The sequence below is a fragment of the Curtobacterium sp. PhB25 genome, assembly GCF_004365375.1.
GTDB lineage: Bacteria > Actinomycetota > Actinomycetes > Actinomycetales > Microbacteriaceae > Curtobacterium.
Map to the genome: position 1 here is coordinate 86,119 of NZ_SODR01000009.1, position 16,729 is coordinate 102,847.

At 72.5% G+C, this 16,729-nt stretch carries 12 protein-coding genes; 8 read left to right on the plus strand and 4 right to left on the minus strand.

Going from position 1 to position 16,729, the window contains the following annotated elements; all coding sequences use genetic code 11:
• The first annotated feature begins 54 nt into the window (after positions 1 to 54).
• A complete protein-coding gene (locus EDF51_RS16460; RefSeq protein ID WP_134195706.1) occupies positions 55 to 741 on the plus strand; it encodes a DUF6518 family protein in 687 nt (228 codons plus the stop codon).
• A gap of 64 nt (positions 742 to 805) precedes the next feature.
• Positions 806 to 4,258, plus strand: coding sequence for an efflux RND transporter permease subunit (locus EDF51_RS16465; RefSeq protein WP_131880752.1), 3,453 nt, complete (start codon positions 806 to 808; stop codon positions 4,256 to 4,258).
• Here the strand turns inward: EDF51_RS16465 and EDF51_RS16470 are convergent.
• Together EDF51_RS16470 and EDF51_RS16475 are read right to left on the minus strand one after the other, a co-directional pair.
• Complete coding sequence (locus EDF51_RS16470; protein WP_131880754.1) at positions 4,255 to 4,551, minus strand: hypothetical protein; 297 nt, start codon at positions 4,549 to 4,551, stop codon at positions 4,255 to 4,257. The two genes, EDF51_RS16465 and EDF51_RS16470, sit on opposite strands and share 4 nt — an antisense overlap.
• A gap of 276 nt (positions 4,552 to 4,827) precedes the next feature.
• Positions 4,828 to 5,838 carry an alpha/beta hydrolase gene (locus tag EDF51_RS16475; protein ID WP_134195707.1) on the minus strand — a complete coding sequence of 337 codons (1,011 nt, stop codon included), beginning with the start codon at positions 5,836 to 5,838 and terminating at the stop codon, positions 4,828 to 4,830.
• A 176-nt stretch (positions 5,839 to 6,014) separates the two neighbouring features.
• Here EDF51_RS16475 and EDF51_RS16480 point away from each other — a divergent pair, with 176 nt between their 5' ends.
• Positions 6,015 to 6,869, plus strand: coding sequence for a polyphosphate kinase 2 family protein (locus EDF51_RS16480; RefSeq protein WP_243648844.1), 855 nt, complete (start codon positions 6,015 to 6,017; stop codon positions 6,867 to 6,869).
• A 268-nt stretch (positions 6,870 to 7,137) separates the two neighbouring features.
• Positions 7,138 to 9,141 carry a DEAD/DEAH box helicase gene (locus EDF51_RS16485; protein WP_131880756.1) on the plus strand — a complete coding sequence of 668 codons (2,004 nt, stop codon included), beginning with the start codon at positions 7,138 to 7,140 and terminating at the stop codon, positions 9,139 to 9,141.
• A gap of 150 nt (positions 9,142 to 9,291) precedes the next feature.
• On the opposite strand, the gene EDF51_RS16490 is transcribed toward EDF51_RS16485, so the two are convergent.
• Positions 9,292 to 9,801 carry a DinB family protein gene (locus tag EDF51_RS16490; RefSeq protein ID WP_123293670.1) on the minus strand — a complete coding sequence of 170 codons (510 nt, stop codon included), beginning with the start codon at positions 9,799 to 9,801 and terminating at the stop codon, positions 9,292 to 9,294.
• A gap of 60 nt (positions 9,802 to 9,861) precedes the next feature.
• Positions 9,862 to 10,404 carry a MarR family transcriptional regulator gene (locus EDF51_RS16495; protein ID WP_123937540.1) on the minus strand — a complete coding sequence of 181 codons (543 nt, stop codon included), beginning with the start codon at positions 10,402 to 10,404 and terminating at the stop codon, positions 9,862 to 9,864.
• A 202-nt stretch (positions 10,405 to 10,606) separates the two neighbouring features.
• On the opposite strand from EDF51_RS16495, the gene EDF51_RS16500 reads away from it, so the two are divergent.
• The 4 genes from EDF51_RS16500 to EDF51_RS16515 all read left to right on the plus strand — a co-directional run bounded on the left by EDF51_RS16500 (position 10,607) and on the right by EDF51_RS16515 (position 16,685).
• Entirely contained in the window at positions 10,607 to 11,206 is a 600-nt protein-coding gene (locus EDF51_RS16500) for a hypothetical protein (RefSeq protein WP_111085548.1), read from the plus strand.
• A gap of 91 nt (positions 11,207 to 11,297) precedes the next feature.
• Entirely contained in the window at positions 11,298 to 12,485 is a 1,188-nt protein-coding gene (locus tag EDF51_RS16505; RefSeq protein ID WP_123937541.1) for a S24/S26 family peptidase, read from the plus strand.
• Positions 12,486 to 12,546: 61 nt separating this feature from the next.
• Positions 12,547 to 13,710 carry an exonuclease SbcCD subunit D gene (locus EDF51_RS16510; protein WP_131880758.1) on the plus strand — a complete coding sequence of 388 codons (1,164 nt, stop codon included), beginning with the start codon at positions 12,547 to 12,549 and terminating at the stop codon, positions 13,708 to 13,710.
• Entirely contained in the window at positions 13,710 to 16,685 is a 2,976-nt protein-coding gene (locus tag EDF51_RS16515) for an SMC family ATPase (RefSeq protein WP_134195708.1), read from the plus strand. Before EDF51_RS16510 ends, EDF51_RS16515 begins: the two co-directional genes overlap by 1 nt.
• Positions 16,686 to 16,729 lie beyond the last annotated feature (44 nt).

Consider the following 16,729-nt stretch of genomic DNA (forward strand, 5'->3'; position numbering starts at 1 on the left):
GTTCTCGCTCCGTGGGGTGATGTGCGCGGCGGCGGACGACGCGATGCTGATGCCATGAACGCGACCCTGTCCGCCGGTGCTCCGGCCGCTGCTGCGTCCCCGACGCCCTCGTCGCCGTCCGAGCCGTGCCCCGCGGTGCCGGCTCTGGTGCGCGTCACGATGGCCCTGAGCGGTGCGCTGCTCGCCGGTGTGCTGACCTCGTTCGGGCAGACCGTGCCCGCACTGTCGTCGGTCGCCAACTCGGCCGGCCCCTGGTTCCTGGTCGCCGTCGCGCTGTGCATCGGCGCCGGAGCCCGTGCCGGCCGGTTCGCCCTGCCGCTCGCGATGCTGCTCGGCGTCGTGCTGCTCGAACTCATGCACGTCGGCTACTGGGCCACGACGAACCTGCGCGGCTACCCGGACTTCCTGTCCGTCACAAACCTGTGGGTGCTGCTCGGCGTCCCCGCCGGGCTGCTCGCCGGTGCGGTCGCCGTGTTCGTCCGCTCCCGCGACGCCCGCTGGCGTGCCGGAGCGTTCGGGGTCACCGCCGCGATCCTGATCGGCGAGGGGGTGCGGGCGCTGCTGCAGGTGGTGGCCACGACCGGCCCGGTGACCTGGGTGGTCGAGATCGTCGTCGGCATCCTCGTGCTCGTCGTCGGGGTGGCCACCGCCCGGTCGTCGGTCGGCCGCGTGATCGCCCTCGGCAGCGGCGTGCTCGGCACCGTCGGCGTGCTCGGCGCGTACCTGCTGCTCGGTGGCTGACCCGACGGCTGACCCGAAGGCCTGATGCGGACGCGCACGGGCTACGGCTGCGAGGATCGATGACGTGCACCTCCTCTCGGTCTTCAGCCTCCGCAACCGGGCCCTCATCGCGCTCGTCACCATCGTCGTCGCGATCTTCGGCGGCATCGCGCTGTCAAACCTCAAGCAGGAGCTGATCCCGAGCGTTGAGTTCCCGCAGGTCGCGATCGTCAGCGCGTACCCGGGTGCCACGCCCGAGGTGGTGTCCAACGACGTCTCGACGAAGATCGAGCAGGCGATCCAGGTCGTCCCGGACCTCGAGTCCACCAGCGCGACCTCGTCCACCGGACAGAGCGTGGTGTCGGCGTCGTTCCAGTACGGATCGAACCTGGCCAGCGCCGAGGACAAGATCCAGACCGCGGTGAACGCGCTGTCGCTGCCCGACTCGGTGCAGACGCAGATCGTCACCGGGTCCTTCGACGACCTGCCGGTGCTGCAGGTCGCGGTCTCGGCGTCCGGCAACCAGGAGCAGCTCGTCGACCGGCTGCAGGCCTCGGCGATCCCCGACCTCGAGAAGCTCGACGGCGTGCGGCAGGCGGACGTCTTCGGCAACCCGGGCCGTCGCGTCGTCATCACGCCCGACCAGGACGAGCTCGCCGCCCGTGGCCTCACCCAGACGGCGATCTCGGACGCCCTCGACGACAACGGCACCCTGATCCCCGGCGGCACGATCACCGAGGACGGCTCGACGCTGTCGGTGCAGACGGGCGAGCGGATCGCCTCGCTCAAGGACATCCGCGCGCTGCCGTTGACGAGTTCGTCGAGCTCGTCGAGTTCGTCGGGTTCGGACGGGGCCGGGTCCGCTGGCGCCGGTGGGACGGCGTCCGGTGACGGTACGGCCGTGGGCGCGACCGGGACGGGTACGACGGGGACGGGTACGACGGGGACCGGCACGGGTGCGACCGGTTCCGCGCCCACGGGTGACGCCGCGACGGGCGGGTCCACGACCGCCGCCACCCCGACCGACACCACGCTCGGCGACGTCGCGAAGGTCGCGATCACGGAGTCACCGCGCACCTCGATCAGCCGGGTGGACGGTGAGCAGGCCCTGACGATCTCGATCACCAAGACGCAGGAGGCCAACACCGTCGACGTCTCGAAGACCGTGCGCGACGCCCTGCCCGGCATCGAGGACAAGATCGAGGGCGACCCCCGCTTCACCGTCGTCTTCGACCAGGCGCCCTACATCCAGCAGTCCATCGACTCCCTGGCCGAAGAAGGGCTGCTCGGGCTCGCCTTCGCGGTGATCGTCATCCTGGTCTTCCTGCTGTCGTGGCGCTCCACGCTCGTCACCGCGATCTCGATCCCGACGTCGGTGCTCCTCGCCGCGATCGGCATGCGCGCCGCGGGGTACACGCTCAACATCATCACGCTGGCGGCACTCACGATCGCGATCGGCCGCGTGGTCGACGACTCGATCGTCGTCATCGAGAACATCAAGCGGCACATGCTCCCCGGAGTCGACCGTGGCCAGGCCGTGCGGGAGGCCGTGCGCGAGGTCGCCGGAGCGGTCACCGCCTCGACCCTGACCACCGTCGCGGTGTTCCTGCCGGTGGCCTTCGTCGCCGAACTCGTAGGGGAACTGTTCCGTCCGTTCGCCGTGACGGTCACCCTGGCGCTCGTCGCGTCACTGTTCGTCTCGCTCACCATCGTCCCGGTGCTGGCGTACTGGTGGCTGCGCCCGTCGAAGGTGAAGCCGGGCGACGCGGCGGCAGCGGCGGCGGACACGGACGCGGAAGCGGCGGCGGTACCGTCGGCGGTCGATGCCGAGCGCGATCGTCCAGAGGGAGCGCTCGCCTCCGCAGCGGACCTGCACGACGCCGGCCGGGTGGACCGCCTGCGCCGCGTGTACCTGCCGGTGCTCCGGTGGGTCGTCCGCAAGCCGGTCGTCGTCATCCTGCTCGCCGTGATCGTCCTCGGCGGCACGGTCGCCACGCTGCCGTTCGTCACCACGAACTACCTCGGCGACTCGGGGCAGAACACCTTCACGGTCACGCAGGACCTGAAGGCCGGCTCCAGCCTCGCCGTCCAGTCCGAATCCGCGCGCAAGGTCGAGCGGGCGCTCCAGGGCGTCGACGGCGTCGAGACCGTGCAGACCACCATCGGCACGAGCGGCCAGTCGATCCAGGCGGCGTTCGGCGGTGGCGGCAGCGCGTCGGTGCAGTACGCCGTCACGACCGATGCCGAGGCCGACCAGCCCACGATCCAAGCCGACGCCCGGAAGTCGATCGCGCGGATCGACGACGTCGGCGAGGTCACCATCGCGTCGTCCGGCGGCGGGTTCGGCGGCAGCAGCGACATCGAGGTCGACGTGACCGCGCCGACCCAGGCGCAGCTCGAGACCGCGTCGCGCCAGGTGCTGAAGACCATGCAGTCGGTCCCCGACACCACGAGCGCCACGAGCAACCTGTCGGCCGCGGAGCCGTTCCTGGCCGTCCGGGTCGACCGGCAGAAGGCCGCGTCGCTCGGCCTCACCGAGACCCAGGTGGGTGGCCTCGTCGCCGCCGCCGTCTCACCGCGGGACACCGGCAGCATCGAGATCGACGACGCGACGCTCGACGTCTACATCGCCGACCCCGAGCCGCCGACCACGATCGCCGTGCTCCGTGCCCTCGACGTCCCGACGAGTACCGGCACCGTCCCGCTTTCCGACGTCGCCACGGTGGAGGAGTCCGAGGGTCCCACCACGGTCACCACGACGAACGCCGCCCGCACCGCCACGATCACCGTGTCGCCGGACGCCACCAACCTGGGTGCGGCCGTGCAGTCCGTCACGACCGCCGTCGACGAGCTCGACCTGCCGAAGGGCGCGACCGCGTCCATCGGTGGCGTCGCCGCCAGCCAGTCGTCAGCGTTCTCGCAGCTCGGCCTCGCGGTCCTGGTCGCGGTGCTGATCGTATACGTGATCATGGTCGCGACGTTCCGGAGCCTGCTCCAGCCGCTGCTGCTGCTCGTGTCGGTGCCGTTCGCGGCGACGGGCGCGATCCTGCTGCAGATCGCCTCCGGTGTCCCGATCGGCGTCGCGTCGCTCATCGGTCTGCTCATGCTCGTCGGCATCGTCGTGACGAACGCGATCGTGCTCATCGACCTCGTCAACCAGTACCGACGGCGCGGCTTGCGGGTGCGTGAGGCGTTGATCGAGGGCGCGACGCGACGCCTCCGCCCGATCCTGATGACGGCGATGGCGACGATCTTCGCGCTGCTGCCGATGGCGATCGGCCTGACCGGCAAGTCCGGGTTCATCTCGCAGCCGCTGGCACTGGTCGTGATCGGCGGGCTGGTGTCCTCGACACTGCTGACGCTCGTGGTGCTGCCGGCGCTGTACTTCGTGGTCGAGCGGGCACGCGAGCGCAACGCGGACCGGATCGCCGCGGGCAAGACCCGGAAGCAGGCGCGCGCTGAGCGACGCCAGGAACGCGCGGAGCATCGGGCGGAACGACAGCGGCGTCGAGCGGCGCGTTCCGACAGCGCGGCTTAGCGGCGGTACTCGGCGTCGATCGCGGCGAGGGGCGAGACGGCGGGACGGTCGGCCCGCTCCTCGCGCTCGACGGCGCGGAACCACGACACGAGCACGCAGGTCAGCGTGACCAGGAAGACGATCCCGGCACCCTGCGCGAACACAGCGAGGTGCCCGGTCGCAGCCGCGTACCCGCCGAAGGCCATGGTGGCGGCGAACGACAGCCCGAGCAGCAATTCCGCGGAGGTCTGCAGCGCGGAACGGTCCCAGCGGGTCGCGGCGGCGCGTGCAGGGCGGGTGGAGGTGTCGGTCACCCCGGAAGTCTGCGACGTGGTGGCTGCCGGCAGTAGTCCCGACTCCGGGTGCCACCCACCCGGGGCACGCGGCAGTGCGGCTCCGCGAGCGCGCCCGCTCTGGCGTCTCTGCGAAAGCGACACTTCTCCGCCGAACATCGGCGGCACAACGTCGCTCTCGCGGCACGGACGGCCGCTCGTCGGCGAGAAATGTCGCTTCGGCGGCACACAACCCGCCCGCGGCCGAACCCGCGCACGGCGCCCCCGCGGCCGTGCGCACGGCGCCCCCGCAGCGCCTCAGCCCAGCTGGGTCCGGAAGAACGTCGCCACGCGGCGGCTCATCGCCTCGTCGAGCTGCGCGATCGAGTGCGCCGTCCCCTCGACCTGCACGAACGTGACCGGCACGTCGTGCGACCGGAGCGTCGCCGCGAACTCCTGCGACTCCCACAGCGGGATGAACTCGTCCGTCGAGTGCCCGATGAAGAACGGCGCCGTGTCCGAGGTGACGTGGTACTCCGGCGACGCCCGGGTGGCCGCCGGACACTTCGCGTAGGTCCGGCAGCCGAGGTACAGCAGCTGCTTCCGCTGGAAGGACGCGGAGACCCCGTCGGCCCGGGTCGAGCGTGACGTCAGGTTCGTGGGGCCGCTCAGGTCGACGACCGCACGGATCCGGTAGCCCTCGGCGTAGGCGGCGGACTCGTGGTCGGTCACCGCGAGCATCGCCGCCAGGTTGCCGCCCGCGCTCCCGCCGAACACCCCGACCCGCTGGGAGTCGACGTCGTACGTGGACAGCGTCGTGGGGCGGAACACGTAGTCGAGTGCCCGTCGGACGTCGTCGAGACCGGCCGGGAACGGGTCGGTGGGGGCGAGCCGGTAGTCGACGTTGAACGTGACGAAGCCCTCGGACGCCAGGTACTTGCACACCGACCGGTAGGCGGCCGTGGCCTTGTCGCCGTGCGACCAGCTGCCGCCGTGGATCATCAGCACCGCGGGCCGACCGGTGCTGGCTGCGGCCTCGGCGGGGTCGGCCGTCGGGGTGGCGGACGGCGTCGCCGTGGGGGTCGCGGTCGTCTCCGGGGCGCTGTCGGCCGGCAGGCAGACGTCGAGTCGCTGCAGCGGAGCCGTGCCGTACGGCACATCCGCGACCACGTCGATGCCGTGGTACTGCAGGGACAGCGGGTAGATGACGCTGTCCGCGGTGACCGTCGCGTTCTCGTCACCGACGGGGTCCGTACTGCAGGACGCGACCGCGCCGAGCGCCACGACCGCGGCGACGAGCGCGAGCACTGTGCGACGGCCGGACTTCATCGGTTCCACGGTAGCCGCACCCGAGGCCGGCCACGTCACCCGAGCGGAGGAACCCCGACCGCGCACCCGACCGCGCAACCCGACGGCGGAACCGGACGGCGCAGCCCGACGGCGGAACCGCCACAGTGCCAGGATGAGAGCTGGGGGCACCCGCCGCCAGGACCGCAGGAGGACCCGTGAGCCGTCGCAAGGCCTGGAACGCCGATCCCGAACCACTGCTCCGCGTCGACCCGGGCTTCCGCCTCGACCAGGTCGACCCGGATGCGACGCCGGGCTTCCCCGGCCGCAAGATCGACGGGCTCGAAGCACTCGCCGCGGGGGCGTCCCGCCTCGCCGCCCTGCAGGAGCGCCTGTACGCGGCGTCGACCGCCGGCGACCAGCGCCGGGTGCTGCTCGTCCTGCAGGCGATGGACACCGCCGGCAAGGGCGGCATCGTCTCGCACGTCGTCGGTGCGGTCGACCCCAACGGCGTGCGGTACGCGGGCTTCAAGGCCCCGACGGCCGAGGAGCGCGAGCACGACTTCCTCTGGCGCATCGAGCGGCAGCTCCCGAGTGCCGGGCAGCTCGGCGTCTTCGACCGCTCGCACTACGAGGACGTCCTCATCCAGCGCATCCGGGCGTTCGCGGCGCCGGACGAGATCGAACGACGGTACGGCGCGATCACCGAGTTCGAGGACCGCCTCACCGCCGAGGGCACCACCATCGTCAAGGTGATGCTGCACATCTCGAAGGACGAGCAGCGCGAACGCCTCGGCGAGCGACTCGACCGTCCCGACAAGCACTGGAAGTTCAACCCGGCCGACATCGACGAGCGCCTGCTGTGGGACCGCTACCAGGACGCGTACCAGATCGTGTTCGACCGGACCTCGACCCCGCAGGCGCCCTGGTACGTCGTGCCGGCGAACCGCAAGTGGTACGCCCGCCTGGCGGTGCAGCAGCTCCTGCTCCGGGCCCTCGAGGACATGCAGCTCTCGTGGCCGAAGGCGGACTTCGACGTGGCCGAGCAACGACAGCGGCTCGCCGAGTCCTGACCGACGGGCAGGCCGGGAGGCACGGGCCGGGTCCGGCTCGCGGCCGTCCGTCGACGACGGGGCTGGCATCAGAGCGCGGGGTCGCGTAGACTCGCTCGGTCGGCCTTCGACGCCGTGACATCGTGATCACGGGCTTTTTGTTGGGTGTGTGTTGCTCGAGGGCTGGAATCACGTCGAATCGCGACGGGATGAACCCCCTCTCCGCAAGCAGCCCCCGCCGATGTCGCTGTCGGGCGCTGCGGTTCGTTGCGCACCCGAGAAAGCAGTCATGGCTCCGTACAACAAGGGCGCGGACAACCGCGCCTCCGATCGTCCCCGCCACCCGAACGGCACCCCCGCCGCACGCAGCAGCAAGCACCGCGGGTTCCGCGCCGCCGAGCCGACCGCGCCGCGCCAGAAGCAGCGCTGGGACGCCGAGGAGCGTCGCGGCCGCTCGGCGCAGGGCGAGCGCCCCGCGCGCCCGAACTGGGAGCCCCGCGACAGCGGCGGCCAGCGCCGCCCGGAGCGCGACGACCGTGGTGGACGCGGCTTCAACCGTGACGACCGCGCTCCCCGTCGCTTCGACCGCGACGACCGTGCGCCCCGTCGTGACAACGACGACCGTCCGCGTCGCTTCGATCGTGACGACCGGGCCCCGCGCAGCTTCAACCGCGACGACCGTGCGCCCCGTCGTGACAACGACGATCGTCCCCGTCGTTCGTTCGACCGCGACGACCGCGCCCCGCGTCGTGACAACGACGACCGTCCCCGTCGCAGCTTCGACCGCGACGACCGCGCTCCCCGCAGCTTCAACCGCGATGACCGTGCGCCCCGTCGTGACAACGACGACCGCCCGCGTCGCAGCTTCGACCGCGATGACCGCGCTCCGCGTCGTGACAACGACGACCGTCCCCGTCGCAGCTTCGACCGTGACGACCGCGCCCCGCGCAAGTTCGATCGCGACGACCGCGCTCCGCGTAAGTTCGACCGCGACGACCGCAGCGCTCCCCGCCGCTCCTTCGACGAGCCGGAGCGCGGCAAGTTCGTCCCCGCCGACGACGTCAAGCTCGCGAAGCTCCAGGCCGAGTCCACCGTGGCGTCGGACGTCGAGGGCGTGACCTTCGGCGACCTCGGCATCGGCGGCAACATCTCCCGCGCCCTGCAGGAGCTCGGCGCGAGCAGCCCGTTCCCGATCCAGGCCGCGACGATCCCCGACGTGATCGCCGGCAAGGACGTCCTCGGCCGTGGCCGCACGGGCTCCGGCAAGACCATCGCGTTCGGCGCCCCGCTCGTCGAGAAGCTCATGGAGCACGGCGGCGGCACGAAGCGCAAGATGGGCCGCGCCCCGCGTGCGCTCATCCTCGCGCCGACCCGCGAGCTGGCCCTGCAGATCGACCGCACGGTGCAGCCGATCGCCCGCTCGGTGGGCCTCTTCACGACGCAGATCTACGGCGGCGTGCCGTACGGCCGCCAGGAGGGCGCGCTCGAGCGTGGCGTCGACATCATCGTCGGCACCCCTGGTCGTGTGCAGGACCTCATGAACAAGGGGAAGCTCGACCTCAGCGAGGTCGTCATCTCCGTGCTCGACGAGGCCGACCACATGTGCGACCTCGGGTTCCTCGAGCCGGTGCAGGAGATCCTCTCCGCCACCGCCGAGGTCACCCCGCAGGGCAACCGTGCACAGAAGCTGCTGTTCAGCGCGACGCTCGACACCCAGGTCGCGGCGCTCGTCGAGCAGTTCCTGCACGAGCCGAGCGTGCACGAGGTCGCGGGTGAGGACCAGGCGTCCTCGACCATCGACCACCGTGTCCTCGTGGTCGAGCAGCGCGAGAAGGACCGTGTCCTCGAGGAGCTCGTCGCCGGCGACGGCAAGACGATCGTCTTCGCCCGGACCCGTGCCTACGCCGAGCGCCTGGCCGACCAGTTCGAGGACGCCGGCATCCGTGCCACGTCGCTCCACGGCGACCTGAACCAGTCGCGCCGGACCCGGAACCTGCAGCTCCTGACGAGCGGCCGGGTGAACGTGCTCGTCGCCACCGACGTCGCCGCCCGCGGCATCCACGTCGACGACGTGTCGCTCGTCGTGCAGGCGGACGCCCCGGACGACTACAAGGCGTACATGCACCGCTCCGGCCGGACGGGTCGTGCCGGCAAGGAGGGCACCGTCGTGACCCTGGTCCCGCGTGGTCGCATCCGCAAGATCGAGGGCATCCTCGAGCGTGCCGAGATCGCGGCGGACCTCGTGCAGGCCGCCCCCGGTGACGGCATCGTGTCGGAGCTCGCCGCGCGCTAGTCGCGACCAGACGCACGACGGGAGGCCCGGTACCAGCTGGTACCGGGCCTCCCGTCCGTCACGTGGTGAGCAGAAATGGTCGGGTCCCGAAATCGGACCCGACCATTTCTGCTCACGAAGCGAGCACGCCCTCGCGTGCGCGCGACCGCGTCAGCGGTTGAAGAACAGCAACCCGCGCACGAAACCGGCCTGGCCGGCGTGCTGCGTGCAGTCGTCGAGGATGCTCACGAGCCGGGCACCGGCGGTGACGGGCGGGTCCCACGCGTCGTCGACCACGGGGTCGAGGTCGTCCGGGCCGAGCGTGCCGAGGTACGCGACGGTGCGGTCGTGGACGGCACGCAGGTACCCGGTGAGCAGCTCGGCCGAAGCACGCACGCGACCGACGTCGTCGCGGGACATGCCGTAGCCGAGGGCCTCGGCCGGGAACGGCAGGCCGAACCGCTCGTACCAGCCGTCGGCGGTCCACACCTGCGCGGTGCCGGCGAGGTCGGCGATCTGGACGTCCTGCCCACGGGCGGTGTGCCACGCGAGCCACGCCAGGGTGTTCGCCCCGGCGGCCGGACGCGCTGCGAGTTGGTCCTCGGACAGGCCGTCGACGGCACGTTCGACGGTCTCGGGGACGCGGGAGAACGCTTCGATCAGGACTTCGGACGGTGTCATGCGCACCACGCTACGCGCGCGCCCCGACACGCGAGGTCACGCAGATCGTCGCGCCGACCGTCACGCTGAGCGGGCTGCGGTCTCCGCGCGCGAGTGGCGGTCCAGGGCGTCGCCGAGCCCGGCGAACGCGGCGGCGAGGCGGACCCGGTCGGCGGGGGCGACGACCTCGCGGAAGGCGTCCGAGTAGACGGCGCCGATCTGCCGGGCCACCTCGGCGCCCGAGGCCGTGAGGTGCAGCAGGACGCTGCGACGGTCCTGCGGGTTCGGGCGGCGCTCGAGGTGTCCGCGCTGCTCGAGCCGGTCGACGAGCGAGGTCATGGCGCCTGTGGTGAGCTCGAGGTACTCGCCGGCCTGCTTCGGCGTGATCCCCTCGCCGTCGGCCGCGGCCAGGAAGAACACGAAGCGGGTGTCGGTGGCGTTCAGCCCGCGCACGACGCTCTCGTGGTGCAGGACGCGGGCGTGCTGCGTCTGGAGCAGGCGGAAGGCGGTGAGGAGCTTCGCGAGGTCGGTGTCCGAGTCCACGCGCTCCGGCACGGAGACGGTCGGCGACACGGGCGCGGGCGGCAGGGTGTCGGGCAGGACGGGCTGGGTGGTGTCCGTCATCGGCGGCTCTTCTCGGCAGGGGGTGGGAAGACTCAGTCAACAAGTATCTCACTCGTCAAGATACCCCCAGCACGGGGTGGTTCCTTCCCTTGTGAGTTGCTCGGCGGAAAAGTAACTTGATCGTCGTAGCAAACACCACGGCACCGACGCGACCAACCACCGCGACCACGGCGCCACCGTTTCCGGATCAGGAGCTCCCGCAATGTCTCGTGTCACCCCTCGCGCCGCCCGTCTCGCGGCCTGGATCGCCATCCCCGCCGCCCTCGTCGCCTCGGGTGTCGTCGTCTCGACCGCGTCCTACTCGGCGTTCTCGGCCACCACCGTCAACCCGACCAGCAACTGGACCGCCGGCAGCGTCGCCCTCACCGACGACGACAACAACACCGCGCTCTTCACCGCGACGGGCCTCAAGCCCGGCTCCACCGGCGCCAACTGCATCACGGTCACGTCGACCGGCTCGCTGGCCTCGACCGTGAAGCTGTACGGCACGAACCCGGCCACCACGAACAACCTCTCGGGCAACATCAACCTGCAGGTCGAGCAGGGCACCGGCGGTGGCTTCGGCTCCTGCACCGGCTTCACCCCGGCCGCGACCAGCGGAACGCTCTACAACGGCACCCTCGCCGCGTTCGGCACCGGCTCGACGAACTTCGCCACCGGCCTCGGCACCTGGGCCCCGACCGGGTCCGCGTCCGAGTCGCGCGTCTACCGCTTCACCTACACGGTCTCGAGCACCGCGCCGAACACGGTGCAGGGCGGCACCGCGTCCCTCGGCCTCACCTGGGAGGCCCAGAACAGCTGAGCCGGGAGCCCTCCCCACCCGGTGACCGGGGCTCGGCCCGAGCCCGCCTCGGTCACCACCCCCGAGAACGCGCCCCCGGTCGAAGGCAGTCATGAGCAGCATCGCAGTGCACGGTGGTCCCACACCGCACGCCGTGCTCCGTGACGTCGTCGACTGGGGGCGCGTCGTCGTCGGCACCGTTGCACGCGGTGTGGTCGCGACCCTCCTCGGCCTCGCCCTGTGGGCGGCAGCCCCCGCGCTGATCGGCTGGCAACCGACGACGGTGATGACCGGGTCGATGGAGCCGCGCCTCACGCCCGGGGACGTCGTCGTCTCGCGCCCGGTCGCGTCCGGTGAGGTCCGGACGGGCAAGATCCTGCTCGCGGACGACCCGGACCAGCCGGGTCACCTCCGCATGCACCGCTACGTCGAGGACGGCCCGGGAGGCACCCTGGTCACCAAGGGCGACGCGAACCCGCAGCAGGACTCCACACCGCTCGAACGCTCGGCCGTGCACGGGGTCGCCTTCCTGCGCATCCCGTTCGTCGGGGCGCCGATCTTGTGGCTCCGGCAGGGGGAATGGGTCAGGGTCGTCGTGCTCGCACTCGGCCTGACCGCGCTGCTGGCGCTCTGCACGGTCGACGGGTCGCTCCGCCGCCTCACGGCGATCGACGACGACGACGCCGACGGCTCGGACGGGGGCGACACCGCCCACGGGTCGGGTGACGGGCCGTCGGACGGTACCGATGCCGGACGGGAGGCGCGGGACGACGCCGCCACGCGCCTCCCGTCCGGCGGGACCACCGTCGTCACCCGTCGCTCGCTCCGGGTGCACGAGCGTCGCGTGCAGCGGCTGCGCCGCTTCGGCGGTGCGGCGGCGGTCCTCGTCATCGCGGGGAGCATCGGCGTGCTCGTGCCGGCGCAGGCGGTTGCCGTGCCGTGGTCGCGGACGACCGTGAACCCCGTCTCGAACTTCACGGCGGGCACGGCCACCGGTGTCCCCACGCTGACCTGCACGGCCGCGTCGTCGAGCACCGTGACGATCACCTGGACCTACACGGACCCCACCGTGCCGAACTCGTTCGACCTCATGAACGGGTCGACCCAGCTCGCGACCGCCACGACCGCTGGACAACGTTCGCTCGTCTACGGCGGGGCGGGCCTGCTCGACCTGGGCACGACCTACACGCTGAACCTCCGCACGAACCTCGGCAACAACTGGACCGCGACCAGCACCCCGACCGTGAAGGTGCGGGTCGTCTCGGTCCTCGGCCTGGCGTCGGCGAGCTGCGTGCCCTGAGTTCTCCACAGGCGGCGCGCGGCCGTCCGGCGATGTCCCCGGCCGGCGTTACCGTGTCCGCATGCGCATCCTGCACACCGGCGACTGGCACCTCGGCCGCACGCTGCTCGGTGCAGACCTCCTCGAGCACCAGGCGGCGTTCACCGACTGGCTCGTCGACCTCGTGCGGGACCGCTCCGTCGACCTGGTCGTGATCGCCGGTGACGTGTACGACCGGGCGATCCCGCCGATCGACGCGGTCCGGATGCTGTCCCGGGTGCTCGAACGCCTGGCCGAGACGGCGACCGTGGTGCTCACGCCCGGCAACCACGACTCCGCCGCACGCCTGGGCTTCGGCGCCGGTGTGATGGACCGCCGCGTCCGCATCCTGGCCGAACCCGCCCGGATCGCGGACCCGGTGCTCGTCAACGACGCCGACGGCCCGGTGGCGGTCTACGGCATCCCGTACCTGCACCCCGACCTCACCCGCTACGCACTGGCCGACGTGCCGGACGAGCCCCTCGCGCGGTCGCACCACGCCGTCGTGCACGCCGCCACCGAGCGGATCCGGTCCGACCTCGCGTTGCGCGGCGGTACCCGCAGCGTCGTCGTCGCACACGCCTTCGTCGGCGGGGCGGACCCGAGCGACAGCGAGCAGGACATCCGCGTCGGCGGTGTCGACCGGGTGGCCGAGTCGGTCTTCGACGGCTTCGACTACGTCGCCCTCGGGCACCTGCACGGCCCGCAGCGGGTCGGCGACGGTGGACGGATCCGGTACGCCGGCTCACCGCTGGCGTTCTCGTTCGGCGAGCGGCACCAGCAGAAGTCGGTGACGATCGCCGAGCTCGACGCGGCCGGTGGCGTCTCGGTCGAACTCGTGCCCGCTCCCGTGCCGCGCCGCCTGGTCGACGTGCGCGGGAGCATCGACGACATCGAGTCCGGGGTCTTCCGGGCCGACGCCGACGCCTGGGTGCGGGTGGCCGTGACCGACACGGTGCACCCCGAGCGCATGTACGCCCGGGTGAAGGACCACTTCCCGCACGCGCTGGCGATCACGCACGAACCCGCCGACCGCGGTCCGGCCTCGGTGGCCCGTGCGGTCACGGCGACGTCCGACCCGGTCGAGGTCGCAGCCGACTTCGTGGCCTTCGCCACCGGTGCCGCCCCGGACGACGACGAACACGCCGTCCTGACCGAGGCGCACGAGGCCGCTGTGCTGGCGCTGCAGCGCGAGGGGGACCGCTGATGTACCTGCACCGACTCGAACTCCGCGCCATCGGGCCCTACCCCGACCTGGTGTCCATCGACTTCGCAGCGCTCGCGGCCTCCGGGGTGTTCCTGCTCGAGGGGCCGACGGGCTCCGGCAAGTCGACCATCATCGACGCCGTCGTGTTCGCCCTGTACGGCGGGCTCGCCGGGTCCGACGCCAGTTCCGACCGGCTGCACAGCCAGCACGCCGACCCCGCGGTGGAGCCGTTCGTCGAGCTCGTCTTCGAGACCAGCGCAGGGACCTACCGGGTCCGCCGCACCCCGCAGTACGACCGCCCGAAGCAACGGGGGACCGGCACCGTCAAGCAGCAGGCGTCCGTGCAGCTCTTCCGTCTGGCGAACCCGTCCGACGTCGCCGGCGAACCGATGTCGTCACGCATCCCCGAGGTCGGCGTCGAGATCGGCCGCATCGTCGGGCTCGACCGCGCGCAGTTCCTGCAGACCGTGGTGCTGCCGCAGGGCGAGTTCGCACGGTTCCTGCGGTCCCCGGGCGAAGAGCGCCGCAAGCTCCTGCAGTCCCTGTTCGGCACGCAGGTCTACGACCGCACGGCCGACGAACTCGCCGCGCGGCGCCGTGCCGTGCAGGCCGAGGTCGACGGTGCCGACGACCGCGTGCGTGATGCCCTGAACCGCTTCGCCCAGGCCGCCGGTCTCGACGACGCCGACGAGACCGTCGTGCCGTCGACGGTGGCGTCGGTCCGTGCGGCGGCCGATGCCGCTGCCGCCGTCCGTGCTGCAGCAGCCGCGGCGGCGACGACCGCTGCCGAGCACGAACAGGCGGTCACGGCGCGTGCGACCGCCCTCGAACGACGCGCGGGACTGCTCGTGCGACGGGCCGCGCTCGACGACGACGCCCCCGCCGTCGACGCCGCCCGGTCGGCCCTCGCACTCGGCGAACGCGCCGCCCGGGTGACCGCCGTGGCCGACGGACTCGACGCCGCAGTCATGCGCGCCGACGAGACCACTGCGGCGGCCCGGTCGCTGCGTGACCGCCACGGGATCACCGCCGACGCCGACGCCGTCGTGCTGCGACGCGACGCCCTGGCCGACGACCTGTCGGCCGTCCGGCACCTCGTCGCGGTCGAGGACGGCGCCGCTGCCCGTCGGTCCACCATCGCCGGGGCCACCGCGGACGCCGAGCAGATCGCCGAGCAGCTGCTCGAACGCGACGCCGCACTCGACGCCCGTCCCACCGAGCGGGCCCGCATCGTCGAGGCCGCACGCACCGCGGCCCGCACGGCAGCCGACTCGGACGCCGCCGCGCACGAGGTCACCCGGATCCGGTCCCTCCGAGCCGACCTCGTGGCGCGCGACCACGTGGCGCAGCGGGTCGCCACGGCCGAGCAGTCCGTCGCTGCCGCGCGCCGGTCGGCGACCGACGCCCTCACGGCCGAGCGGGCACTCCGCGAACGCCGGATCGCCGGGCTCGCCGGAGAACTCGGGGCGGCGCTCACGGCCGGCGACCCGTGCCCGGTCTGCGGGTCGACGGCGCACCCGTCGGTGGCGACCCCGCAGGACGACCACCCCACGACCGCGGCCGTCGACGCCGCCGGCGACGCCACTCGCCGAGCGGACCAGCACCTCGCCGACGCCGCGTCGGACCTGGCGGTCGAACGTGCCGAACACCAGCGGCTCGTCGACGTCGTCGGCACGGTCGACACCGCCGCGCTCGACGCCCTGACCGCGGCCGCCGACGAACGGGTCCGGGCCGCGCACGACGCTGCCGCGCTCGTCCTGCAGCACGAGCGGCAGCGGGCGGAGCACGACACGACGACCGGACGGCTCCAGCGCGAGCGGAACGACCTCGACGCACGGCGGACCGTCCTGGTCTCGACCGCGCTGGCCGACGCCGAGCGGCTCGACACCGACCTCGGCACCGTGGCCGCGGCGCTCGAGCGGCTCGGAGCACTCCTCGACGAGCGTCCCGCGACGCTCCGGACAGCCGTCGAGCTCCTCGACGAGCGACTCGAGGCGTACCGCGCGGTCGTGCAGGCCGACGAACGGGTGGCCGCCGCGACCCGTGCCCGCGACGACCGCCGTACCGAGGTCGACCGGGTCCTCGACGACCAGGACTTCGCCGACGTCGCCGCAGCGCGGGCCGGACGGCTCGAACCCGACAGCACCGACCGGCTGCGGGCGCTGATCAGTGCGGCCGAGGCCGAGCGGGCCGTCGTCGTGGCCGGTCTGGCCGAACCCGCCGTGGTCGCCGCGGCGGACGACTCCGCGGAACGCCTCGACCTCGACGGCGCCCGGGCCGGACGCCAGCGCGCTGCCGCCGCACTCGACGAGGCCGCCGCGGTCACCGTCTCCGCGGCCGACCGTGCCGACGCGGTCGACCGGTGCGCGACCGAGGTCACCCGGGCGACCCGTGCCCGTGACGAGACGTCGGCACGCAGCCGCGCCGTGGTCCGGCTCGCCGACATCGCGAACGGGGTCACCGCGGCGAACCCGACGGGGATCACCCTGGGCACCTACGTGCTCATGCGCCGGTTCGAGGACGTCGTCGCCGCGGCCAACGACCGACTCCGGGCGATGCTCGCGGGGCGGTTCACGCTCGAGACCTCGGACGAGCGGGAGTCCGGGTCACGGGCACGCCGGACCGGCCTGGCACTCGCCGTGCACGACCACTCCACCGACACCGTGCGGGACCCCCGCAGCCTGTCCGGCGGCGAGACGTTCACCGTGTCGCTGTGCCTGGCGCTCGGGCTGGCCGACGTCGTGCAAGCCGAGGCCGGTGGCGTCTCGCTCGGCACGCTCTTCGTCGACGAGGGGTTCGGCACGCTCGACCCGGAGACCCTCGACGACGTCATCGGGCAGTTGTCGCGACTGACCGCCGGTGGACGGCAGGTCGGCATCGTCAGCCACGTCGAGGAACTCAAGCAGCGGATCCCGGAGCGGATCGCCGTGCGTCGCACCGCGGCCGGCGGCTCGCAGGTGACGACAACGGTCTGACGCCGCCTGCCGTCCGGCGCCGGTCCTGGTTCCGGGTGTAACCC